This is a genomic window from Myxococcus stipitatus DSM 14675 (assembly GCF_000331735.1).
In the GTDB taxonomy this organism is placed as follows: Bacteria; Myxococcota; Myxococcia; order Myxococcales; family Myxococcaceae; genus Myxococcus; species Myxococcus stipitatus.
Window position 1 is genome coordinate 2,610,267 of sequence record NC_020126.1, and the last position, 26,081, is coordinate 2,636,347.

1 protein-coding gene (only partly in view) is annotated in these 26,081 nt (G+C 70.6%); it reads right to left on the reverse strand.

Annotation, left to right across the window (positions count from 1 at the left end; translation table 11 throughout):
- Positions 1-37: 37 nt before the first annotated feature.
- A protein-coding gene (locus MYSTI_RS10285) for a non-ribosomal peptide synthase/polyketide synthase (RefSeq protein ID WP_015347683.1) crosses the window boundary here: on the reverse strand, positions 38-26,081 show its 3' portion. The gene runs 21,239 nt beyond the window's last position; 26,044 of the gene's 47,283 nt are visible here — the last part of the coding sequence; the start codon falls outside the window, past its right edge; its stop codon occupies positions 38-40.

Below are 26,081 nucleotides of genomic sequence, written 5' to 3' on the forward strand. Positions count from 1 at the left end.
GGCTCATGCACGAGCCCGGGCCTCGGAGCGCGTCACCTCACGACGCCGCATCCTCCAGCGCTTGTGCGAGCTGCCCCACCCACGACGAGAGCCGGGGCTCGCTCAGCAGCGTGAAGTGGTCACCCTCCGCGCCGTGCACCTGGAGCGCTCCGGTGATCCACTCGCTCCAGCCCAGGTCCTCCTGCACGGGGGCCTCGTCAGGAGCGCGGGTGGCGCGGAAGAGGACCGCCTTGCCCGTGTAGACACCCTTCGGCACATGGACCCGGTTCGCCTCGGCGAGCCGCTGGTAGACGTCGAAGAGCCGCTCGGCCATGTCCAGCCCCAGCGTGCTCAGCCCCGGCGCGGAGTGCCGCAGGGCGGGCAGCACCTGGGCCAGCACCTCCCGCACCCCCAGGCCGTCCAGTCGGCCCACGTCCAGGGAGAGGTCCGCCCACGACACCCCGAGCATCTGGCCGAAGCCCATGAGTCGCGTGAGCAGGTCGGGCTCGGCCAGGGGCTTCCGGGTGGGCGCGTGGCTGTCGAACAGCGCGAGCAACTCCACCGTCTCGCCTTGGGCCTGGAGCAGTCGAGCCATCTCGTGTGCCACGAGCCCGCCGAAGGACCAGCCGCCCAGGAGGTATGGCCCTCGGGGCTGAGCGGTCCGGACCTGCGTGAGGTAGTCGCGCGCCAGCGCCTCGACGGACGGCGCGGGCAGCTCGCCCCCCTCGAGTCCCGGCGCGGACAGGCCGTAGACGGGCCGCTCCGTGCCGAGCGCACGGGCAAGCTCCGCGTAGCCCAGCACCGTGCCGCCGCCGCCGTGCACGAGGAACAGAGGCCGCTCTGTCGACGCGCCCTCATCCAGTCGCACGAGGTTGGACGTGGGCTGGGACGGCTGACTCACCCGCTCCGCCAGTCGCTCCACGGTGGGAGCCTGGAAGAGCGCGGACACCGGCAACGCGACACCGGTCCGCTCACGCAGCATCGCCATGAGGCGCACGGCCATCAGCGAGTGGCCACCCAGCGCGAAGAAGTCATCGGTGGCGCCGACCTTCTCCCTGCCGAGCAGCTCGCTCCAGAGCGAGGCAACGGTCTCCTCACCGGCGTTGCGCGGCGCGACGTACTCCGCCTCGCTGGAGGCCATGTCCGGAGCGGGCAGCGCCCTGCGGTCCACCTTCCCGTGCGGGTCGAGCGGGAGCGCCGCGAGGAAGACGAACGCGGAGGGCACCATGTACTCGGGCATGGACCGGAGCAGCGCCGCGCGCACGGCGGCGATGTCCATCACCTGGCCCTCGTCGGTGACGAGGTAGCCCACGAGTCGCTTGTCTCCCGGACGGTCTTCCCGCGCGAGGACGACGGCGCGATGGACTCCGGCGATGGCGCCCAGCGTGGCCTCGATTTCACCCAGCTCGATGCGGAAGCCGCGCAGCTTCACCTGGAAGTCGAGCCGGCCCAGGTACTCGAGCTCGCCGTTCTCCATCCTGCGCACCTGGTCGCCCGTGCGGTACAGCCGCGCGCCGGGCACCGACGAGAACGGGTCCGGGACGAAGCGCTCGGCGGTGAGGTCGGGCCTGTCGAGATAGCCCCGGCCGACCCCGTCGCCTCCCAGGTAGAGCTCACCGGGCACGCCCAGGGGAGCGGGCTGCATGCGCGCGTCGAGCACATGCCCTTGGATGTTGGCCAGCGGCAGACCCAGGCTCGGCTTCGCGGCTCCACGAATCGGATGGCAGGTGGCCAGCACCGTGCACTCCGTGGGGCCGTAGGCGTTGAAGACCTCGAGGCGAGGATGGGCGGAGAGCCGTCCCCAGAGCGCCTCGTCCGTGGCGTCTCCGCCCACGATGACGCGCAGCGGGCGATGCGCCGCCAGCCCCTCGTCCAGCAGCACGCGCAGGTGCGAGGGCGAGTATTCGACCATGTCGATGGCGTGCTTCTCCAGCCACGCGAGCATCAAGGCCGAGTCCTGCCGCTCGGCCGACGGAATGACGCTCAAGGCATGGCCATCCGTCAGCTGCACGAGCATCAGCAAGGAGGCATCGAACGCCAACGGCGCGTTGATGGCGAGCCGCAACGGACCCTCGTTGTCCGTGCGCACCGCCCTCATGAGCGCGGCCCGCATGTTCATCAGGGTGCCATGCTGCACCATCGCGCCCTTGGGACGGCCCGTGGAGCCGGAGGTGTAGATGACGTAGGCGAGGTTCTCGGCGGAGGCGACTCGCGCCGGGTTGACGTCGGACTCGCGCTCCAGGGCCTCGGTGACGTGTGCGTCATCCATGCACACGACCTTCGCCTCCGGGACCTCGAGCCGCTCCGCCAGATGGCTTTGCGTGAGGACCAGGCGCGCGTCGCAATCCTGGAGGATGTACGAGAGGCGCTCGCGCGGATACGCGACGTCCGTGGGGACATAGGCCCCGCCGGCCTTGAGGACCGCGAAGACGGCGACGAGCATGTCGACGCCACGCTCCAGGAAGAGCGCGACTCGGACCTCGGGACCGACGCCTCGCGAACGCAGCCAGTGCGCCAGCCTGTTGACGCGGCGGTTGAACCCGTCGAACGAGGCCGTCCCGTGGTCATCGAAGACCGCCAGGGCATCCGGGGTGCGGAGCACTTGTGCCTCGAGCCGCTCGTGGAGCGTCCCTTCCGAGGGCAGCGCGAGGCGGTGGTTGTTCCAGCGCGTCAGCACCTGCTCGCGCTCGGCGGTGGGCAGCAGGGGCAGCTCGCCCACGCGTGTCGCGGGAGTGCGGACGGCGGCCTCGAGCAGCGTGACGAAGTGTCCCGCCATCCGGGTGATGGTGGCCTCGGTGAACAGGTCCGTTCGATAGGTGAACGCACCGGCGAAGCCCTCCGGCGTCTCGACGACGGACAGGGTCAGGTCGAAGTGCGTGGTGCTCCCCTCCGCGGCGAACGGCTTGAAGCTCAGCGGGGAGGCCGTGCCTTCGCCCGCCTCGAAGGTGGCGGGAGGCGTGTTCTGGAAGGCGAACATCACCTGGAAGAGCGGCGAGTGGCTCAGGCTGCGCTGGGGCTGGAGCTCCTCGACGAGCTTCTCGAAGGGGATGTCCTGGTGCTCGTAGGCCGCGAGGGTGGAGGCGCGCACCTGGGAGAGGAGCTGCCGGAAGGACGCGGCGGTGTCGATGCGGGAGCGAAGGACGAGCGTGTTGACAAAGAAGCCGATGAGGCTCTCCAGCTCGGAGGCCCTGCGTCCCGCGATGGGCGAGCCGACGGAGATGTCGTCCTGGCCGGAGTAGCGGGAGAGCAGGACCTGGAAGGCGGTGAGCAGCCCCATGAAGAGGGTGACGCCTTCTTGCTGGCAGAACGCGGCCACTTCGCGGGAGAGGGCCGGAGGGAGCTGGAAGCCGACGCCGCGACCTTGGAAGGACTGGAGGGCCGGGCGCGGGAAGTCGGTGGGCAGCTCGAGGACGGCGGGTGCGCCGGAGAGGTGGTTCTTCCACCAGGCCACTTGCCGGGCGAGGACCTCTCCCGTGAGCCACTGGTGCTGCCAGTGGGCGTAGTCGGCGTACTGGAGCGGCAGCTCGGGCAGCGGTGACGGGCGGCCTTGCTGGAAGGACGCGTAGAGGACTGTCACCTCGCGGATGAGCAGGCTCGTGGACCAGCCGTCGGAGACGGCGTGGTGGACGTTGAGGAGCAGGACGTGCTCCTGGGGCGCCAGGCGCAGCAGGGTGGCGCGAAGGAGCGGACCGCGGCTCACGTCGAACGGCTGAGTGGCGTCCGCGTGTGCGCGCTTCCACGCGAGGTCCTCTCGCTCGTCGAGCGCGGAGAGGTCCTCCACGGGAAGCGGGAACGGCGCGGGCGGTGCGATGACCTGGAAGGGCTCGCCGTTGTCCTCATGGAACGAGGTCCGCAGGACTTCGTGGCGGCGGACCAGCTCGGAGAAGGCGCGCTGGAGCGCGGTGACATCCAGGGCGCCCACGAGGCGCAGCGCCGCGGGCATGTTGTAGGTGGGCGTGCCGGGCTGGAGCTGCTCGAAGAACCAGAGGCGCTGCTGCGCGAAGGACAGCGGGAGCGCACCCGTGCGCGGCACGGGGACGAGCGGCGGGAGAGAGGCGGCCTCGGCGCGCTCGACGCGGAGTGCGAGCTGCTCGAGGGTGGGCGACTCGAAGAGGGCGCGAACCGGGAGCTCCACGGAGAAGGTGGAGCGGATGCGAGCCATCAACTGGGTGGCGAGGAGGGAGTGGCCTCCGCGCTCGAAGAAGTGGTCGTTCCGGCTGACAGAGGAGAGTCGGAGGACGTTCGCCCAGAGGGACGCGAGGCGGGCCTCGGTGGTGGTCCTGGGCGCGATGAAGACTTCAGTCCCCGTTTCGGTCTCGGGAGGAGGCAGTGCGCCTCGATTCACCTTTCCGTTGGGCGTCAGCGGGAAGGCCTCGAGCGCGACGAAGGCGTTGGGGACCTCGTAGGCGGGGAGCCGCTCGGCGAGGAAGGTGCGCAACGCGGCGTGCTCGGGGGGCGGGGTGGTGTGTGACGTGAAGTAGGCGACAAGGCGCTGGTCCCCAGGGCTGTCCTCACGGACGAGGACGAGGGCCTCGCGGACGGCGGGGTGACGGGCGAGGGTGGCCTCGATTTCACCGAGCTCGATCCGGAAGCCGCGCAGCTTCACCTGGAAGTCGAGGCGGCCGAGGAAGGAGAGCGCTCCATCGGGGAGCCAGCACACCTTGTCACCGGTGCGATACATGCGCGCGCCGGAGATGGTGCTGAACGGGTCGGGGAGGAAGCGCTCGGCGGTGAGGGCCGGGCGAGAGAGGTAGCCACGCGCGAGGCCATCGCCGGAGAGGAACAGCTCACCTGGGACGCCGACAGGAACGGGCTGGAGTTGAGCGTCGAGGACGTAGGCCCGAACGTTGGCGAGAGGTGTGCCGAGAGACGGCTTCACCGCACCACGGATGGCCCGAGTGGTGGAGTCGACGGTGCACTCGGTGGGGCCGTAGACGTTGAAGGCGGTGACGCGTGGGTGCGAGGCGAGCTGAGCCCAGAGTGCTTCGTCCACGGCCTCACCACCGACGAGGACGCGGAGAGCGCGAGTGGAGGCGAGTCCTTCACGCAGCAGCAGACGCAGGTGAGAAGGAGCACAGTCGAGGACGTCGAGCTGGTGCTTCTCAACCCAGGAGACGAAGAGGGCCGCGTCCTGGCGAACGGCCTGGGGAACGATGCACAGGGTGTGTCCGTCGGAGAGCTGGACGAGCTGCTGGACGGAGGCGTCGAAGGCGAGGGGCGCGTTGAGGCTGACGCGCAGGGGGCCTGCCAGACCGGCGAGAGCGGTGGAGGCGAGAGCCGCGCGCAGATTCATCACGGAGGCGTGCTGAATCATGACGCCCTTGGGCTGACCGGTGGAGCCAGAGGTGTAGATGACGTAGGCGAGGTGGTGAGGCAGGGAGACGCGAGGCAGCGCGGTGTCCGCCTCACGGTCGAGGGCCTCGGTGACGCGCGGGTCGTCCAGGCAGAGGACCTTCACGACGGAGGTTGCGAGCCGCTCGGCGAGGCTTTGCTGCGTGAGGACAAGCGCCGCACCGGAGTCCTCGAGGACGAAGGCGAGTCGCTCGCGGGGATGGGCCGGGTCCAGCGGGACGTAGGCGCCACCGGCCTCGAGGACACCGAGGAGGGCGACGAGCATGTCCACGCCCCGCTCCATGCAGAGGGCGACGCGGGACTCAGGACCGATGCCCTGAGCGCGCAGTGCATGCGCGAGCTTGTTCGCGCGGCGGTTGAGCTGGTCGAAGGTCAGCGACGTCGTGTCATCGAGGACGGCCAGCGCATCGGGCGTGAGCGCGGCTTGGGTGGCGAAGCGCTCGTGCAGCGCGCCCTCCCAGGGCAGCTCCCGATGTGTGTCGTTCCAGCGAATGAGTGTCTGCTCCCGCTCCGAGTCGGAGAGGAAGGACAGCGAGCCCAGGTCCGCATCCGGCGTGGAGACGACCGCCTTCACGAGGGCGACGAAGTGCTCCGCCATGCGCGCGATGGTGCGCTCCTCGAACAGCTCCGAGCGGAAGTCGAGCGACCCTTCGAGTCCCCTCTGTGTCCTGAGCAGTGAGAGCGAGAGGTCGAACTTCGCCGACACACCCTCGGCCCCCATGGACGTGAGCTTCAGCGCTCCCGGTCCGGACTGGAGCTCGAGCTCCTGTCGAGGCGTGTTCTGGAGGGTGAGCATCACCTGGAAGAGCGGCGAGTGGCTCAGGCTGCGCTGAGGCTGGAGCTCTTCGACGAGCTTCTCGAAGGGGACGTCCTGATGCTCGTAGGCCCCGAGCGTGGTGGTGCGCACCTGGGCCAGGAGCTTCCGGAAGGAGTCACGCGGGTCGATATGCGAACGCAGGACGAGCGTGTTGACGAAGAAGCCGATGAGGCCCTCCAGCTCGGAGGCCCTTCGTCCCGCGATGGGAGAACCGACGGAGACGTCGTCCTGGCCGGAGTATCGCGAGAGCAGGAGCTGGAAAGAGGCCAGGAGGCTCATGAAGAGCGTGACCCCCTCACCCTGGCCGAAGGACTCGAGTGCTCGAGTCAGTTCCTCGGGCAGATGGAACGGCAGCGAGCCACCCTGGGAGGACTGGACGGAGGGACGAGGCTTGTCGGTGGGCAGCTCCAGCACCGCGGGCGCGCCCACGAGCTGCTGCTTCCAGTAGTCGAGCTGCCGCTGGAGCACGTCACCCTGGAGCCAGGCGCGCTGCCACGCGGAGAAGTCCGCGTACTGCACGGGCAGCGGCGCGAGGACCGGCGAAGTCCCGGTGATGATGGCCTGGTAGTGAGAGACGAGCTCGCGGACGAGGACGTCCATCGACCAGCCGTCGGAGACGATGTGGTGCATCGTCACGAGGAGGACGTGCTCCTGCTCGCCCGTGCGAATCAGCGACGCACGGAGGAGCGGGCCGGTGGCGAGGTCGAACGGCCGGACTGCTTCCTCGTTGATGAGCCGCTGCGCCTGGGCCGTGCGCTCCTCCGTCCCCAGGGCACTCAGGTCCACGAGGGGCAGCGGGAACGCGGACGACGCGTGGATGACCTGCACGGGTTCGCCGTCCTGGGAGGCGAACGAGGTGCGCAGCGCCTCATGCCGCTGCACGAGGGCGTCGAAGCTGGCCTGCAAGGCGGCCTGGTCCAACGTGCCTTCCAGGCGAAGGGCCGCGGGCATGTTGTAGAGCGGGCTGCCGGGCTCGAGCTGGTCGATGAACCACAGCCGCTGCTGTGCGAAGGAGAGCGGGAGTGCGCCCGTGCGCGACACGGAGTGCAGCGGCGGGAGCGCGGCGGAGTCGGCGCGCTCGATGCGGAGTGCGAGCTGCTCGAGGGTGGGCGACTCGAAGAGGGCGCGAACCGGGAGCTCCACGGAGAAGGTGGAGCGGATGCGAGCCATCAGCTGGGTGGCGAGGAGGGAGTGGCCTCCGCGCTCGAAGAAGTGGTCGTTCCGGCTGACGGACGAGAGCCGGAGGATGTCCGCCCAGAGGGACGCGAGGCGGGCCTCGGTGGAGGTCTGGGGCGCGATGAACGTATCGGCGTCAGGCGTTCCTTCGGGAGGCGGCAGCGCTCCTCTGTCGACCTTGCCGTTGGGTGTCAGCGGGAAGGACTCGAGCGCAACGAAGGCGTTGGGGACCTCGTAGGCAGGGAGCCGCTCGGCGAGGAAGGCGCGCAGCGTGGCGTGCTCGGGAGGCGGGGTGGTGCGTGACGTGAAGTAGGCGACGAGACGCGAGTCGCTGGAGCTGTCTTCGCGGACGAGAGCGAGGGCCTCGCGGACGGAGGGGTGACGGGCGAGGGTGGCCTCGATTTCACCGAGCTCGATGCGGAAGCCACGCAGCTTCACCTGGAAGTCGATGCGACCGAGGAAGGAGAGCTCTCCATCGGGGAGCCAGCACACCTTGTCGCCGGTGCGGTACATGCGCGCGCCGGGGATGGGGCTGAACGGGTCGGGGAGGAAGCGCTCGGCGGTGAGGCCAGGGCGAGCGAGGTAGCCACGCGCCACGCCGTCTCCCGAGATGAAGAGCTCACCCGGGACGCCGACGGGAACAGGCTGGAGCTGAGCGTCCAGGACGTAGGCCCGAACGTTGGCCAGGGGGGCGCCGAGAGAAGGCTTCACCGCGCCACGGATGGCCCGAGCGGTGGAGTCGACGGTGCACTCGGTGGGGCCGTAGACGTTGAAGGCCGTGACGCGCGGGTGCGAGGCGAGCTGAGCCCAGAGTGCTTCGTCCACGGCCTCACCACCGACGAGGACGCGGAGAGCGCGAGTGGAGGCGAGTCCCTCACGCAGCAGCAGGCGCAGGTGGGAAGGAGCGCAGTCGAGGACGTCGAGCTGGTGCTTCTCGACCCAGGCCGCGAGGAGCGTGGTGTCCTGGCGAACATCCTGCGGCACCACGCACAGGGTGTGGCCATCGGCGAGCTGGACGAGCTGCTTGACGGAGGAGTCGAAGGCGAGGGGCGCGTTGAGGCTGACGCGCAGCGGACCTTCCAGACCGGCGAGAGCGGTGGAGGCGAGAGCCGCGCGCAGATTCATCACGGAGGCGTGCTGAATCATGACGCCCTTGGGCATGCCGGTGGAGCCCGAGGTGTAGATGACGTAGGCGAGGTGGTGAGGCAGGGAGACGCGAGGCAGTGCGGTGTCCGCCTCACGGTCGAGGGACTCGGTGACGCGCGGGTCGTCCAGGCAGAGGACCTTCACGACGGAGGTTGCGAGCCGCTCAGCGAGGCGCTGCTGCGTGAGGACAAGCGCCGCACCGGAGTCCTCGAGGACGAAGGCGAGTCGCTCGCGGGGATGGGCCGGGTCCAGCGGGACGTAGGCGCCACCGGCCTTGAGGACACCGAGGAGGGCGACGAGCATGTCCACGCCGCGCTCCATGCAGAGGGCGACGCGAGACTCAGGACCGATGCGCTGAGCACGCAGTGCATGCGCGAGCTTGTTCGCGCGGCGGTTGAGCTGGTCGAAGGTCAACGACGAGGAGTCATCGAGGGCGGCCAGCGCATCCGGCGTCCGGGCGACTTGCGCTTCGAAGCGCTCGTGCAGCGCGCCCTCCCAGGGCAGTTCCCGGTGCGTGTCGTTCCAGCGCACGAGGAGCTGCTCCCGCTCCGAGTCGGAGAGGAGGGACAGCGAGCCCACGTGGGCATCTGGCGCCGAGACGACGGCGCGCAGGAGGGTGGCGAAGTGCTTCGCCATGCGCGCGATGGTGCGCTCCTCGAACAGCTCCGAACGGAAGGTGATGGCCCCGCTGAGTCCGTGAGCCGTCCTGGTGAGCGAGAGCGAGAGGTCGAACTTCGCGGAGACACCTTCAGCGCTCACGGGGGTGACCTTCAGCGCGGTGGGACCGGAGTGAAGGGCCTGCTCCTGCAGAGGCGTGTTCTGGAGGGTGAGCATCACCTGGAACAGCGGTGAGTGGCTCAGGCTGCGCCGAGGCTGGAGTTCCTCGACGAGCTTCTCGAAGGGGACATCCTGGTGCTCATAGGCCCCGAGCGTGGTGTCTCGCACCTGCGCGAGGAGTTCCCGGAAGGAGGCTCGCGCGTTGATGCGCGAGCGAAGGACGAGGGTGTTGACGAAGAAGCCGATGAGGCCCTCGGTCTCCGTGCGGTTGCGTCCCGCGATGGGAGAACCGACGGAGATTTCGTCCTGTCCGGAGTAGCGCGAGAGCAGGAGCTGGAAGGTGGCCAGGAGGCTCATGAAGAGCGTGGCCCCCTCGCCTTGGCTGAGGGACTCCAGCGTCTGCGTCACGTCCTCGGGCAGCTGGAGCGGCAGTGCGCCGCCCTTGGAGGACTGGACGGAGGGACGAGGCTTGTCGGTGGGCAGCTCCAACAAGGCGGGAGCACCCGAGAGCTGATGCTTCCAGAAGTCGAGCTGCCGCTGGAGCACGTCACCCTGGAGCCAGGTGCGCTGCCACGCGGAGAAGTCCGCGTACTGCATCGGCAGGGGCGCGTGGGCGGGCGAAGCGCCCGTGGCGAGTGCCTGGTAGTTCGTGACGAGCTCGCGGACCAGGATGTCCATCGACCAGCCGTCGGAGACGATGTGGTGCATCGTCACGAGCAGCACGTGCTCCTGTTCGCCCAGCCGGAGCAGGGTCGCTCGCAGGAGCGGGCCGGTGGCCAGGTTGAAGGCTCGGATGGCCTCTTCGTTGAGGAGTCTGTGCGCCTGGGCCGCGCGCTCCTCCGTCCTCAGGGCACTCAGGTCCACGAGTGGGAGCGGGAACGCGGAAGCCGGATGAACGATCTGCACGGGCTCGCCGTCGTGCGAGGCGAACGAGGTGCGCAGGGCTTCGTGTCGACGAACCAGTGCCTCGAAGCTGGCCTGCAGCGCGGATACGTGCAGCGCGCCTTCCAGGCGAAGGGCCGCGGGCATGTTGTAGAGCGCGCTGCCGGGCTCGAGCTGGTCGATGAACCACAACCGCTGTTGCGCGAAGGACAGCGGCCGAGCGCCATGGTGCGCTGCGGCCAACAGCGGCGGGAGTGAGGAGGCTTCGGCACGCTCGACGCGGAGTGCGAGCTGCTCGAGGGTGGGCGACTCGAAGAGGGCGCGAACCGGGAGCTCCACGGAGAAGGTGGAGCGGATGCGAGCCATCAACTGGGTGGCGAGGAGGGAGTGGCCTCCGCGCTCGAAGAAGTGGTCGTTCCGGCTGACGGACGAGAGTCGGAGGACGTCTGCCCAGAGGGACGCGAGGCGAACCTCGGTGGAGGTCCGAGGTGCGATGGAGGCTTCAGTCGCCGTAGCAGCCTCGGGGGGACGCAGTGCTCCTCTGTCGACCTTGCCATTGGGCGTCAGCGGGAACTCGGCCAAGGCAACGAAGGCGTTGGGAACCTCGTAGGCGGGGAGCCGCTCGGCGAGGAATGCGCGCAGGGCCGAGGGCTCGGGAGGCGGCGAGGTCAGCGACGTGTAGTAGGCGACGAGGCGCTGGTCCCCAGGGCTGTCCTCACGGACGAGGACGAGGGCCTCGCGGACGGCAGGGTGACGGGCGAGGGTGGCCTCGATTTCACCGAGCTCGATTCGGAAGCCACGCAGCTTCACCTGGAAGTCGAGGCGGCCGAGGAAGGAGAGCGCTCCATCGGGGAGCCAGCACACCTTGTCGCCGGTGCGGTACATGCGAGCGCCGGGGATGGTGCTGAACGGGTCGGGGAGGAAGCGCTCGGCGGTGAGGGCCGGGCGAGAGAGGTAGCCACGCGCGAGGCCATCGCCGGAGAGGAACAGCTCACCCGGGACACCGACGGGAACGGGCTGGAGCTGAGCGTCGAGGACGTAGGCCCGAACGTTGGCCAGGGGTGCGCCGAGAGAAGGCTTCACCGCGCCACGGATGGCCCGAGTGGTGGAGTCGACGGTGCACTCGGTGGGGCCGTAGACGTTGAAGGCGGTGATGTTCGGGTGCGAGGCGAGCTGAGCCCAGAGTGCTTCGTCCACGGCCTCACCACCGACGAGGACGCGGAGAGCGCGAGTGGAGGCGAGTCCTTCACGCAGCAGCAGACGCAGGTGAGAAGGAGCGCAGTCGAGGACGTCGAGCTGGTGCTTGTCCGCCCATGCGACGAGGAGCGCCGCGTCCTGGCGAACGGCCTGGGGAACGATGCACAGGGTGTGTCCGTCGGAGAGCTGGACGAGCTGCTGGACGGAGGCGTCGAAGGCGAGGGGCGCGTTGAGGCTGACGCGCAGGGGGCCTTCCAGCCCGGCGAGAGCGGTGGAGGCGAGAGCCGCGCGCAGATTCATCACGGAGGCGTGCTGAATCATGACGCCCTTGGGCATGCCGGTGGAGCCCGAGGTGTAGATGACGTAGGCGAGGTGTTCGGGTGAGGTGACCTGCGTCGGGTTGGTGTCGGCCTCGTCCTCCCACTCACGTGTGACGGCCGCGTCGTCCAGACAGAGGCGCTTCACGCCTGGGACGTCGAGCCGCTCGGCCAGGAGTTGCTGGGTGAGGACCAGCGTGGCGCCGGAGTCCTCGAGGACGAAGGCAAGCCGCTCGCGAGGGTGAGCCGGGTCCAGCGGGACGTAGGCACCACCCGCCTTGAGGACACCAAGGAGCGCGACGAGCATGTCCACGCCGCGCTCCATGCAGAGGGCGACGCGGGACTCAGGACCAATGCCCTGAGCGCGCAGTGCATGCGCGAGCTTGTTGGCGCGGCAGTTGAGCTGGTCGAAGGTCAGCGACGTCGTGTCATCGAGGACGGCTAGCGCATCGGGCGTGCGTGCGGCCTGGGTGGCGAAGCGCTCGTGCAGCGCACCCTCCCAGGGCAGCTCCCGATGTGTGTCGTTCCAGCGAACGAGTGTCTGCTCCCGCTCCGAGTCGGAGAGGAGGGACAGCGAGCCCAGGTCCGCATCCGGCGTGGAGACCACCGCCTTCAGCAGGGCGACGAAGTGCTCCACCAGGCGCGCGATGGTGCGCTCCTCGAACAGCTCCGAGCGGAAGTCGAGTGCGCCTTCGAGCCCGTGCTGCGTCCGCATGAGCGAGAGCGAGAGGTCGAACTTCGCCGACACGTCCTCCGCATCCACGGGGGTGACCTTCAGCGCGGTGGGACCGGAGTCGAGCGACAGCTCTCCCCGAGGCGTGTTCTGGAGGGCGAGCATCACCTGGAAGAGCGGCGAGTGGCTCAGGCTGCGCTGAGGCTGGAGCTCCTCGACGAGCTTCTCGAAGGGGACGTCCTGATGCTCGTAAGCCCCGAGCGTGGTGGTGCGCACCTGGGCCAGGAGCTTCCGGAAGGAGTCACGCGGGTCGATGTGCGAACGCAGGACGAGCGTGTTGACGAAGAAGCCGATGAGGCCCTCGGTCTCCGTGCGGTTGCGTCCCGCGATGGGGGAGCCGACGGAGATGTCATCCTGTCCGGAGTAGCGGGAGAGCAGGAGCTGGAAGGCGGCCAGGAGGCTCATGAAGAGCGTGGCCCCTTCGCCCTGGCTGAGGGACTCCAGGGATTGCGTCAGGTCCTCGGGGAGCCGGACCGGCAACACGCCACCCTTGGAGGACTGGACGGAGGGACGAGGCTTGTCGGTGGGCAGCTCCAACAAGGCGGGAGCACCCGAGAGCTGCTGCTTCCAGAAGTCGAGCTGCCGCTGGAGCACGTCACCCTGGAGCCAGGCGCGCTGCCACGCGGAGAAGTCCGCGTACTGCACGGGCAGCGGCGCGAGGACCGGCGAAGTCCCGGTGATGATGGCCTGGTAGTGCGAGACGAGCTCGCGCACCAGGACCTCCATCGACCAGCCGTCGGAGACGATGTGGTGCATCGTCACGAGGAGGACATGCTCCTGCTCGCCCGTGCGAATCAGCGACGCACGGAGGAGCGGGCCGGTGGCGAGGTCGAACGGCCGCACCGCTTCCTCGTTGATGAGCCGCTGCGCCTGGGCCGCGTGTTCGTCCGTCGCCACGGTGCTCAGGTCCACGAGGGGCAGCGGGAACGCGGACGACGCGTGGATGACCTGCACGGGTTCGCCGTCCTGGGAGGCGAACGAGGTGCGCAGGGCTTCGTGACGACGAACCAGTGCCTCGAAGCTGGCCTGCAAGGCGGCCAGGTCCAACGTGCCTTCCAGGCGAAGGGCCGCGGGCATGTTGTAGAGCGCGCTGCCGGGCTCGAGCTGGTCGATGAACCACAGGCGCTGCTGCGCGAAGGAGAGCGGGAGCGCTCCCGTGCGCGACACGGGCACCAACGGAGGCGCGGTCAGTGGCGCGGCCCGAGTGACAGCGTCGATGCGCGCGGCGAGAGACTCCGGCGTGGGGTTCTCGAAGAGCGCCCGCAGGGGCAGCTCCACCTCGAGCGTCACGCGAATGCGGGAGACGAGCTGCGTGGCGAGGAGTGAGTGGCCACCGAGCGAGAAGAACGAGTCGGTCGCACCCACGCGCTCGACGCGCAGGAGGTCGGACATGAGCCCGGCGAGCACCTTCTCGGTCGGCGTTGACGGCGGGTTCCACGCGGGCTGCACGTCGGCCGTCGCTCCGTGGGGAGGAAGCGCGTCGCGGTCCACGCCTCCGCTCGCCGTGCGAGGCAGTGCCGGCAGGGACACGAAGGCGGTGGGGACCAGGTACTCGGAGAGCCGCTCCCGGAGGAAGGTCCGCAGCGCGGTCTGGTCGAGCGCGCCTCTCGGCACGAAGTACGCGACGAGGCGCTTCTTCCCGGGGCTGTCCTCCCGGAAGAGGGCGGCGGCCTCCTCGACGTGTGGATGTGCGCGCAGCGCGGCCTCGACCTCATCGAGCTCCGCGCGCTGTCCACGCCGCGTGGCGCGGGGAACCACCTGCCCCAGGTGTTCCAGGGCGCCGTTCGCGCGCCAGCGGACCTTGTCTCCGGTGCGGTACAGCCGCGCACCCGACACACCACTGAGCGCATCCGGCAGGAAGCGCTCCGCGGTGAGCTGCGCGCCCTGTCCGTAGCCGAGCGCGTGGTGGACACCGCCCAGGAAGAGCTCGCCCGGGACGCCCACGGGGACGGGCTCCAGGAACTCGTCGAGGACGTAGGCCCGCGTGCTCGACGCCGCGTCGTTCCACTCCACGACGAGCCGGTACCGCTCGGTGGTGTCCATGAGCGGCAGGGTGAAGACGGGCTGCTCCGGCTGGGTCACCGCGGCGCGGAGCAGCGTGAGGAAGTGCGCCGCCATGCGCTCGGCGGTCGAGGCATCGAAGAGCGCGGTGGAGACCTGGAGCGCGCCCTCGTAGCCGGAGGCCGTCTCGTTGAAGAAGAGGTCGAGGTCGAACTTCGCGGGCGCGTCGTCGTAGTCGACGGAGTGCACTCGCAGGCCCGGCAGGTCCAGCCCTCCCATGGGCGTGTTCAGCAGGGAGAACATGACCTGGAACAGCGGAGAGACGCCGAGGGTGCGCTCGGGCTGCAGCTCCTCGACGAGCTTCTCGAACGGGACGTCCTGGTGCTCGTACGCGCCCAGGGTGGTGACGCGGACGCGGTCCACCAGCTCGCGGAAGGACGTGCGCGGGTCGATGCGTGTGCGCAGGACGAGGGTGTTGACGAAGAAGCCGATGAGGCCCTCGGTCTCCGCGCGATTGCGGCCCGCGATGGGGGAACCGACGGAGATGTCGTCCTGCCCGGAGTAGCGCGAGAGCAGGAGCTGGAAGGCGGCCAGCAGCGTCATGAAGGGCGTGGCGCCCTGTTGCTGCGAGAGCACCCGGACGGCGTCGGACAGCTCGGCCCCGAGCGAGAGGGGGAGGTTGGCGGCCTTTCGCGACGCAGGCTCGGTCCGCGGCCTGTCCGTCGGGAGGTCCAGGAGCGGGGGCGCGCCGTGGAGCTGCTGCTTCCAGTAGGCCAGCTTCGTCCGGAGGGTCTCGTCCCGCAGCCAGCCGCGCTGCCAGGCCGCGAAGTCGGCGTACTGCACGGTCAGCGGCGCGAGCTCGGCGGGCACGCCGGACAGATGCGCCGCGTAGAGCGCACCCAGCTCGCGCACCAGCACGCCGGACGACCAGCCGTCGGAGACGATGTGGTGGACGTTGGCGAGGAGCAGGTGCTCGCGCTCCGTGAGCCGCAGGAGGCTCAGGCGGAAGAGCGGCCCCGTGGCGAGGTCGAACGCGCGCTCCCCTTCCTCTTGCGCCAGGCGACGGGCCTCGGCCTGGCGGTGGGCCTCGGGCAGGTGCTGGAGCTCGGTGAGCGGAATGGTGACGGGAGCGGCGGCGTGGATGACCTGGGCCGGCTGTCCGTCGATGGACGCGAAGGTGGTGCGGAGCGCCTCATGGCGCGCGACCACGTCGGAGACCGCGCGCTCCAGGGCGGTGATGTCGAGCGTCCCCTCGAGCCGGAGCGTCGTGGGGATGTTGTAGAGCGCGCTGCCCGGCTCGAGCTGGTCGATGAACCACAGCCGCTGCTGCGCGAAGGACAGCGGCAGGGCGCCCGTGCGAGGCACTGCCGTCAGCGGCGGGGCCGCGAGTCCCTGCGCCTCCTGCCGGGAGGACTCCACGAACCGGGCGAGCCCGGCGACGGTGGGAGCCTCGAAGAGCTCGCGCAGCGGCAGCTCGATGTTGAAGGTGGCACGGATGCGCGAGACGACCTGTGTGGCGAGGAGGGAGTGGCCTCCCAGCTCGAAGAAGTCGTCCCGAGGACCCAAGCGCGAGACCCCGAGCACCTCGGCGTAGATGCCCGCGAGCAGCTCTTCCGTGGCGGTGCGGGGAGCCTCGGGCAGCTCGGGCGTCGGGGCGCTGGCTCCCGGCGGCGGCAGGGCCTTGCGGTCGACCTTGCCGTTGGCCGTCAGCGGCAGCTCCGCGAGCATGACGATGGCGGACGGCACCATGTACGCGGGGAGCCGCTCCTCGAGGAACGTGCGCAGGACGCCCGCGTCCAGACCCTGGGCCGAGGGCACCACGTAGGCGACGAGTCGCTTGTCGCCCGGCGCGTCCTCGCGCACGACGACGATGACCTCGCTGGCGCCCGGGTGCTGGCGCAGGGCGCTCTCCACTTCACCGAGCTCGATGCGGAAGCCACGCACCTTGACCTGGAAGTCGGCGCGGCCCTGGAACTCCAACGTGCCGTCCGCCAACCACCGGGCCTTGTCGCCCGTGCGGTAGAGCCGCGCACCCGGAGCCCCGAAGGGGTTCGGCACGAAGCGCTCCGCCGTGAGGTCGGGTCGCTCGAGGTAGCCCCACGCGAGGCCATCGCCTCCCACGTAGAGCTCGCCCGTCACGCCCGGAGGCACCGGCTGGAGGGCGCCGTCCAACACGAAGGTGGTGGAGTGCGGCACCCGCTTGCCGATGGGGACGGAGTCGCCCACCGCGTCGCCCGCGCGCAAGGCGTGGGTGGCGGAGAACGTGGTGTTCTCCGTGGGGCCGTAGCCGTTGATGAGGACGCCGCCCGGAGGCAGCAGCGCCAGGTGTTCACGCACGCGCTGCGAGGGCAGCACGTCGCCACCCGCGAGCACCTGGGAGACACCGGCCAGGGCCCGCGGCTGGTAGGCCACCATCTGCTCGTAGAGGGCCGCGGTGAGCCACAGCGAGGAGACGCGGTGGCGGGTGAGCAGCGCCCCCAGCTCCTCGAGGGAGAGTGCTCCGGGCGGCGCGATGACCAGCCGCGCGCCGTGCAGCAGCGCGCCCCAGATCTCGAGCGTGGAGGCGTCGAAGGCGACCGGGGCCGCCTGGAGCCAGGTCTCGTCGGGCCCGAAGCGGATGACGCCGTGGGGCTGCACGAGTCGGACGATGCCTCGGTGCGGCACGCTGACGCCCTTGGGCTGGCCCGTGCTTCCCGAGGTGAACATGACGTAGGCCAGGGCGTCCGCGCTCGTGAACACCTCGGGCGCGGTCTCCGGACGACGGGCGATGCGCGTGGCCTCCTCATCGAGGACGAGGAGCACGGCGCCCAGCTCCGGCAGCTCGTCCGCGACGGAGGACTCCGTCAGGAGGACCGCGGCGGAGGACTGGCGCAGGACCCACGCCATCCGCTCGGTCGGCCACGAGCCATCCAACGGGACGTAGGCGGCGCCCGCCTTGAGGATGCCGAGGAGCGCCACCACCAGGTCCGCGGAGCGGTGCAGATACACCGCGACACGGCTGCCGGGCTGCACACCCAGCGCGCGCAGGTGGTGGGCGAGCTGGTTCGCGCGCGACTCGAGCCGCGCATACGTGAGGCGCTCCGTCTCGGACTCGACGGCGAGCGCGTTCGGGGTGAGCGCGGCCTGACGTGCGAAGAGCTGAGGGAGGGTCGCCTCTCGCGGGTACTCCGTGGGCGTGTGGTTCCACTGTGCCAGGACCTGGTGCTGCTCCTCGGAGGACATGAGGGGCAGCAGGCCCACCGGACGCTCCGGCGCGGTGGTGATGGCGCCCAGCAGCGTGGCGTAGTGGCGCATCAGCCGCCGCATCGTGTCCGCGTTGAAGAGGTCGGTGTTGTAGTTGAGCGCGCCGACGAAGCCCTGGGGCCCTTCCTCCAGCAGGAGGCTGAGCTCGTACTGCGACGTGGTGAGGTCCGGCGTGAGCGGGCGGAAGGTGAGGCCCGGGAGCTGGGTGGACTCGGCGGGGGTGTTCTGGAGGGTGAGGGTGGCCTGGAAGAGCGGGCTGCGCGCGAGGTCTCGCTGGGGCTGGAGCTCCTCGACGAGCTTCTCGAAGGGGACGTCCTGGTTCTGGTACGCGGCCAGCGTGGCGCTTCGCACCTGGGCGAGGAGCTGGAGGAAGGAGCCCCGCGCGTCGATGCGCGAGCGCAGGACGAGCGTGTTGACGAAGAAGCCGATGAGCTCCTCCGTCTTCTTCTGCTGGCGGTTGGCGATGGGGAAGCCGACGGAGACGTCATCCTGTCCCGCGTAGCGGGCGAGGACGAGCTGCCAGGCCGCGAGCAGCACCATGAACGGCGTGGCGCCCTCGCGCTGGGCAAGCGCCCGCACCGACGCGCTCAGCTCCGCCGTCAGCTCGACGGGAAGCAGCGTGCCTCGGTGGGACTGGATGGCCGGACGCGGCCGGTCGGTGGGCAGCTCCAGGGCACCGGGGGCACCCGAGAGGTGCTGCCTCCAGAAGTCGAGCTGCTGCTGGAGTGCGTCGCCGCGCAGCCAGGAGCGCTGCCAGGCCGCGTAGTCGGCGTACTGCACGGGCAGTGGGGACATCGCCGCCGAGGTGCCCGTCGTGTGGGCCAGGTACTGCGCGGCCAGCTCGCGCACGAGCAGGCCCGTGGACCACGCGTCGGAGACGATGTGGTGCATCGTCACCAGGAGCACGTGGTTCCTCGCGCCATGCCTCAGCAGCGAGGCGCGCAGGAGCGGCCCCGTGGCGAGGTCGAACGGCGCCAGGGCGTCCTCCGCGACGAGCGTGCGGGTCCGCGCCTGCTGCGCCTCTTCGGACAGCGCGCTCAGGTCCACCACCGGCACGGTGAAGGCCGGGGCGGGGAGGATGCGCTGCACGGGCTCGCCGTCCTGCACGGCGAAGGTGGTGCGCAGCACCTCGTGGCGGCTCACCAGCGCGCGGAAGGATTGCTCCAGCGCGGCGAGGTCCAGGTCCCCCTCCACGCGCAGCGCGGTGGGCAGGTTGAACAGCGGCGTGCCGGGAGAGAGCTGGTCGATGAACCACAGGCGCCGCTGCGAGAAGGACAGCGGCAGGGCCTGCTCGCGAGACACGGGCACGAGCGCCGGAACCGAGGAGACCTCCCGCCGGCTGGCGTCGATGCGCGCGGCGAGGCCCGCGACCGTGGGCTCCTCGAAGAGGGCGCGCAGGGGCAGGTCCACCTGGAACGCGGCGCGGATGCGAGACGCGAGCTGGGTGGCGAGCAGCGAGTGGCCGCCGAGCGTGAAGAAGTTGTCCACCGCCCCGACGCGCTCGACGCGCAGGAGCGTGGCCATCAGCTCCGCCAGCGTCTGCTCCGTGGGCGTGCGAGGCGCGACCCATTCGGACGCACCACTCGCGTGGACGTCCGGCGCGGGCAGGGCCTTGCGGTCCAGCTTGCCGTTGGGCGTGAGCGGGAGGGCGGGCAGCGCCACGAAGGCCGCGGGGACCATGTACTCGGGCAGCCCCGTGAGCAGCCCTTGTCGCAGCTGGGCGGCGTCGACCGTGAGCCCCGGGCGCGTCACCACGTAGGCGACCAGCAGCTCGTCGCGGACCAGGACGGCGGCCTCGTGGAGGTCTGGCTGCCGCAGGAGCGCGGCCTCGATTTCACCCAGCTCGATGCGCAGACCGCGCAGCTTCACCTGGAAGTCGATGCGGCCCAGGTAGTCGAGCGTGCCATCTGCCCGCCACCGCACCTTGTCGCCCGTGCGGTAGAGCCGCGCGCCAGGCTCGGAGGCGAAGGGGTCGGGGAGGAACCGCTCGGCGGTGATGCCGGGCCGGTTCAGGTAGCCACGCGCCAGGCCCTCGCCGCCCAGGTACAGCTCGCCGGGCACTCCCGTGGGAACGGGCCGCAGGGCCGCGTCCAGGACGTAGGCCTGGGTGTTGGCCATGGGCCGGCCGATGGGCGCCACGGGGCCGGAGAAGGGCTCCACCGGCCACGTGGTGGCGTCGATGGTGGCCTCTGTCGGACCGTAGTTGTTGTCCAGGCGCGCGTGAGGCAGCACCTCTCGCACGCGCGGCGGAAGGTCGGCCGGGAGCGCCTCGCCGCCGGAGATGAGCCGGCGCAGGTTCGAGGCCGCGCGCAGACGCGGCTCCTCCAGCAGGACTCGCAACAGCGACGGCACCACCTGGAGCAGCGTGATGTCGTGCCGCACCAGCGTCTCCGCCAGGATGGCCGGGTCGCGGTGGGCCTCGCGCGGGGCGACGACCAGGGTGGCTCCGGACAGGAGCGTGGCGAACAGCTCGGCGACGGACACGTCGAAGCTGAGCGACGTGACGAGCAGCGGACGCTCTCCCGCTCCCAGCCCGAACGTCGAGCGCATCCACGCGGCGTGGTTGGAGAGGGAGCGATGGGTCAACACGGTGCCCTTGGGCTGACCGGTGCTGCCCGACGTGTAGATGACGTAGGCCGCGCTCTCCGAAGGCACGCTGTCGGTGAGCGCCGTCGTGGCACCGAGCTCGGCCTCCCAGCCGGCGTCGAGGCACACCACCGCGGGCCCCGGGGGCAGCACGCCCAGGAGGTGCCGCTGCGTGAGCAGCACCGGGGCGGCGGTGTCCTGGAGCATGAAGGCCAGCCGCTCACGCGGATAGGCCGGGTCCAGCGGGACGTAGGCGCCACCGGCCTTGAGCACACCGAGGACGGCGACGGGCACCTCCAGCGAGCGCTCCATGCACAGCGCCACCAGCGCGCCGGGCTTCACACCCGATGAGCGCAGGTGCGCCGCGAGCCGGCTCGAGCGCGCGTCGAGCTGCGCGTAGGTGAGCGAGCCCTCGTCGGAGACGACGGCGAGTGCCTCCGGCGTGCGCGTGGCCTGGGCGGAGAGCTGGTGGTGGACGCTGGCGTCGCTGGGGACGGGCACCGCCGTGTCGTTCCACTCGACGAGGAGGCGCTGACGCTCGGCCTCGTCCATCAGCGGGAGGGCGGAGAGCGGCTGCTCGGGGTTGGCGACGGCCGCGCGGAGCAGGGTGAGCAGGTGCTCCACCATCCGGCCCATGGTGGCGCCGTCGAACAGGTCGACGTTGTAGTCGAGCGTGCCCGCGAAGCCCTCGGGCGTCTCCGTCAGCGAGAGGTCCAGGTCGAACTTGAGGGGCAGCTCCCTGTCGCCGAGTCCCTCCAGCCGCAGCCCTGGCAGCTCCAATGCGCCCATGGGCGTGTTCAGCACGGAGAACATCACCTGGAACAGCGGCGAGTAGCTGAGGCTGCGCTCGGGCTGGAGCTCCTCGACGAGCTTCTCGAAGGGCACGTCCTGGTGGTCGAAGGCCTCCAGCGTGGTGCGCTTCACCTGCGTCAGCAGCGACGCGAAGGTGTCGCGCGAGTCCAGCCGCGTGCGCAGGGCCAGCGTGTTGACGAAGAAGCCGATGAGGCCCTCGGTCTCTCCTCGGTTGCGTCCGGCGATGGGCGAGCCGACGACGACGTCGTCCTGTCCGGAGTACCGCGCGAGCAGCACCTGGAACGCGGCCAGCAGCGTCATGAAGGGCGTGGCCCCATGCGCCTGCGACAGCGTCTTGACGGCGTGGGAGAGGTCCGCGGGCAGCACGACGGCCTGTTGCGCGGCGCCGCGCGTCTGGATGGACGGACGCGGTCTGTCGGTGGGCAGCTCCAGCAGCGCCGGCGCGCCTTCGAGCCGGCGCTTCCAGTAGCCCAGGCGCGTCGCGAGCGCCTCGTCGCGCAGCCAGCCTCGCTGCCAGGCCGCGAAGTCGGCGTACTGCACGGCCAGCGGCGGCAGCTCCGCCTGTGTTCCGGACAGGTGCGCCGCGTAGTACGCACCCAGCTCGCGCACCAGCACGCCGGTGGACCAGCCGTCGAAGACGATGTGGTGCATCGTCGACAGCAGCACGTGCTCCGCTTCGTCCACGCGCAGCAGCGTGACGCGGAAGAGCGGGCCCGTGGCCAGGTCGAAGGGACGCAGGGACTCCGCGTTCGCGAGGCGGTGCACCTCGGCGGTGCGCTCGGCGGCGGGCAGGAGGCCCAGGTCCACCACGGGCAGCGTCACGGGGACGGCCGGGTGGATGTGCTGCACGGGCTCACCGTCGCGCGAGGCGAAGGTGGTGCGCAGGGCTTCGTGCCGCTCCACCACGTCGGAGATGGCGCGCTCCAGCGCGGCCACGTCCAGCTCGCCCACCAGTCGCAGCGCGGAGGGCATGTTGTAGAGGGGGCTGGCCGGCTCGAGCTGGTCGATGAACCACAGCCGCTGCTGCGCGAACGAGAGCGGCATCGCCTCCGTGCGCGGCACGGGCACGAGCGGCGGCAGGCCCAGGCCCTGGCGCTCCAGGCGCAGGGCATCCACCTGTCCGGCCAGGGTGGAGAGCGTCGGTGACTCGAAGAGCTCACGCAGCGCCAGCTCCAGGTCGAACGTCGCGCGGATGCGCGAGACGACCTGCGTGGCGAGCAGCGAGTGTCCGCCCAGCTCGAAGAAGTCGTCCTTCCTCCCCACGCGCGGGACGCCCAGCACGTCGGAGAAGATGCTGGCCAGCGCGACCTCGGTGGCGCCGAGGGGCGCCTCGAAGGTGTCGGCGCTCGCGCCCTCCAGCTCCGGCGCGGGCAGGGCCCGGCGGTCCACCTTGCCGTTGGGCGTGAGGGGCAGGGACTCCAGGCACACGAGGGCCGAGGGCACCATGTACTCGGGCAGCTTCTGGCGCAGGAACTCCTTCATCCCCGCGACGTCGGCGTCGGGCGCCACGACATAGGCCACCAGGCGCTTGTCGCCGGGCGAGTCCTCGCGCACCACGACGATGGCCTCGCTCACGCTCGGGTGCAGGCGGAGGACGTTCTCCACCTCGCCGGGCTCGATGCGGAAGCCACGCACCTTGACCTGGAAGTCCGTGCGGCCGAGGAACTCCAACGTGCCGTCGTCCTTCCAGCGCACCTTGTCGCCCGTGCGGTAGAGCCGCTCTCCCGGGGCGAAGGGGTGGGGGACGAAGCGCTCGGCCGTGAGGTCCGGCCGGCCCAGGTAACCCCAGGCGAGGCCGTCTCCACCGGTGAACAGCTCGCCCGGCGCACCGGGGAGCACGGGCTCCATGCGCTCATCGAGCACGAAGACGCGCGTGTTGGAGATGGGGCGGCCAATGGGCACGGTGGCGCCGATGACGGAGCCCGCCTCCATGCGGTGGCACGCCGTGAAGGTGGTGTTCTCCGTGGGGCCGTAGCCGTTGACCAGCACCGAGCCGGGGGCCACGCGCGAGAGGTGCTCGCGCACGCGCCGCACGGGCAGCACGTCGCCTCCCGCCAGCACCTGGCGCACGGAGGCCAGGGCCGCGGGCTGATGGATGGCCATCTGCTCGAACAGGGCCGCGGTCAGCCACAGGGTGGTGACGCGGTGGCGCACCAGCGTCGCGCCCAGCTCCTCCAGCGTGGGCGTGTGAGGCGGGAAGAGGACGAGGCGAGCGCCGTGCAGCAGCGCACCCCAGAGCTCCAGCGTGGACGCGTCGAACGAGCTGGGCGCGAGCTGGAGGAAGACCTCCTCGGGGCCGAAGTGGATGAAGTCGCCGCTCATCACCAGACGGGTGATGCCGCGGTGGGGAATGGCGACACCCTTGGGCTGTCCGGTGGAGCCCGAGGTGAACATGACGTACGCGAGGCTGTCCGCGTCCGCGCACGGAGCCAGCGCCGACGGGGGCTGACGCGCGACCAGGTCCCACTCGGAGTCGAGGCACACGACGAGCGGGACGTAGGCGGGCAGCTCATCGGCGAGCCGCTCCTGCGTCACGAGGACGGAGGCCGCCGTCCCCGCGAGCATGGCCTCCAGTCGCTCCGCCGGGTAGGCGGGGTCGAGCGGCACGAAGGCCGCGCCGGCCTTGAGGATGCCCAGCAGCCCCACGGGCAGCTCCAGGCTCCGCTCCAGGCACAGCGCCACGCGCGTGCCGGGTGTGACGCCCAGGGTGCGCAGGTGCCGCGCGAGCTGATTGGCGCGTGCATCCAGCTCCCGATAGGTGAGCGTGCCCACGTCGGACGCGACGGCGATGGCGTCCGGAGTCCGCGCGGCCTGCGTGGCGAAGAGCTCGTGCACGCTCGTGTCGCGTGGATAGGCGACGTCCGTCTGGTTCCACTCCACCAGGACGCGCTCGCGCTCCTCCGCCGTCAGCAGGGACAGCGAGGACACCAGGGCCCGTGGATGGGCCAGCATGGCCTCCAGGGCCGTGTTCCAGTGGTGCAGCACCTGCTCCAACACCGCCGTCTGGTAGCGCTGGCTGTCGTAGACGAGGCGCAGCTCCATCCGGGGGCCCGGCATGACGATGGCCACGAAGGGCATGTCCGACTGCTCGGCGCTGGCGAGGTCCCGGACCTGGAAGTCGCTGCCGCCGGAGTAGACGGCGTCGTCGACGGGGTAGTTCTCGAAGACGTAGAGGCTCTGGAACAGGGACTGGCCGCGAGGCACCTCGCTCCAACCCTGGATGCGCGCCAGCGAGTCGTGCTCGCGCTCGTGCAGCGCCTGCATCTGCGCATGGTGCGAGCCGAGCCACTCGACGACCGACAGGTCCGGGTCCAACCGGCTGCGCAGGGGCAGCGTGTTGATGAACAGACCGACCATCTGCTCGATGCCGGCCACCTCGGTGGAGCGACCCGACACGGTGGTGCCGAAGACGATGTCGCGCTCACCGGAGTACCGGGCGAGCACGAGCGCCCAGGCGCCCTGCAGCACGGTGTTGGCCGTGAGCTGATGCTGGCGTGCGTACGCGTGCAGGGCCTGTGTCGTCTCCGCGCTCAACAGGAGGCCGCGCTCGCCCTGCTTGTACGGCGCGTTCTCCGTGTCGGGGAGGCGCGAGCCGGGCAGCGGCGTCGGCGTGGTGAAGCCCTGGAGGGCTTCGCGCCAATAGGCCTCAGCGCTCGCGGTGGTGTCCTCGCGCAGCCAGGAGATGAAGTCGCGATACGCGGGCGCGGTGCCCAGCGTGGCACGCTGCCCCTTCGCCGCCGCGTCGTAGAGCGCGAACAGCTCCTTGAACACGAGGCCGAGGCTCCAGCCATCCATCAGCAAGTGATGCGAGGACCAGAGGACGCGGTGCGCCCCTTCGTCCAGCTTCACGACGGTCAGGCGCATCAGCGGCGCCTGCCGCAGGTCGAAGCCCCGGACCCGGTCGGAGGCCATGAGGGCGCTGAAGCGGGACTGCTGCTCGGCGGGCGGCAGACCACGCCAGTCGAGCTCCTCCCACGGCAGCACGGTGCGCGGGCTCACCACCTGGACGGGCTCGGCCAGGCCGTCCCAGACGAACGTGGTGCGCAGGGGGGCGTGGCGCTCCACCACCGTCTCCCACGCGCGGCGGAAGAGTCCCAGGTCGAGCCGCGCGCCGAACGTCCAACCGAACTGCGTGACGTACACGCCGGAGCCCGGCGCCATCAGCGAGTGCAGCAGCATGCCTTGCTGCAAGGCGGACAGCGGGTACACGTCCTCCACGGGCACGCCCGAGGGGAGCACGTGGTCCAGCGCTTCCCGGGTCAGGTTCGCCAGCGGGAAGTCGGCCGGGGTGTAGCGCAGCGCATCGGCGGTCGCTCGATTCGCAACGAGCAGGCGCAGGGCCTCCCCGAAGGACTCGAGGAGGGCGCGCACCGTGCCTTCATCGTGGAGGTTGCGGCTGTAGGTGATGGAGACGTGGAGCTGTCCACCCTGCACGACGGCCGACACGTCGAGCACGTACGCGCGCGGGGCACGTGGGCTCATGGACGGGCCCTGGGCCTCCGAGGCGAAGGTGAAGAGCGAGGTGTCGCTGGCGGTGACGTCCACCTGGCCCAGGTAGTTGAAGGACACCTCGGGCACGGGCAGCGCGCTGAGCCGGGCCTGCGTGTCGTCGTCGCGCAGGTGGCGCAGCAGGCCGTGTCCCAGGCCGTTGGCGGGCAGGGCGCGCAGCGCGTCGCGGGTGGAGCGCACGGTGTCGCCTGGACTGTCACCGGTGCCCACCTGGAGCAGCACGGGGTAGAGCGAGGTGAACCAGCCCACGGTGCGCGACAGGTCCACGTCGGCGAAGAGGTCCTCGCGGCCGTGGCCTTCGGCTTCGACCAGGAAGCGCGACTGACCCGTGCGGAGGGCGAGGGCTCGGCCCAGTGCGCCCAGCAGCACGTCCTGGAGGCGGGCGCGGTACGCCGCGGGGACCTCGCGCAGCAGCAGGCCCGTGTCTCCGACGTCGAGGCTCAGGGAGACGGTGTGAGCGGAGGCGGCGGTGTTCGCTCCGTCCGCCCTGTCACGCGGGAGCGGGAGGACGCGGGCTCGGGCTTCGTCCAGCCACCAGGCGCGCTCGGCGTCG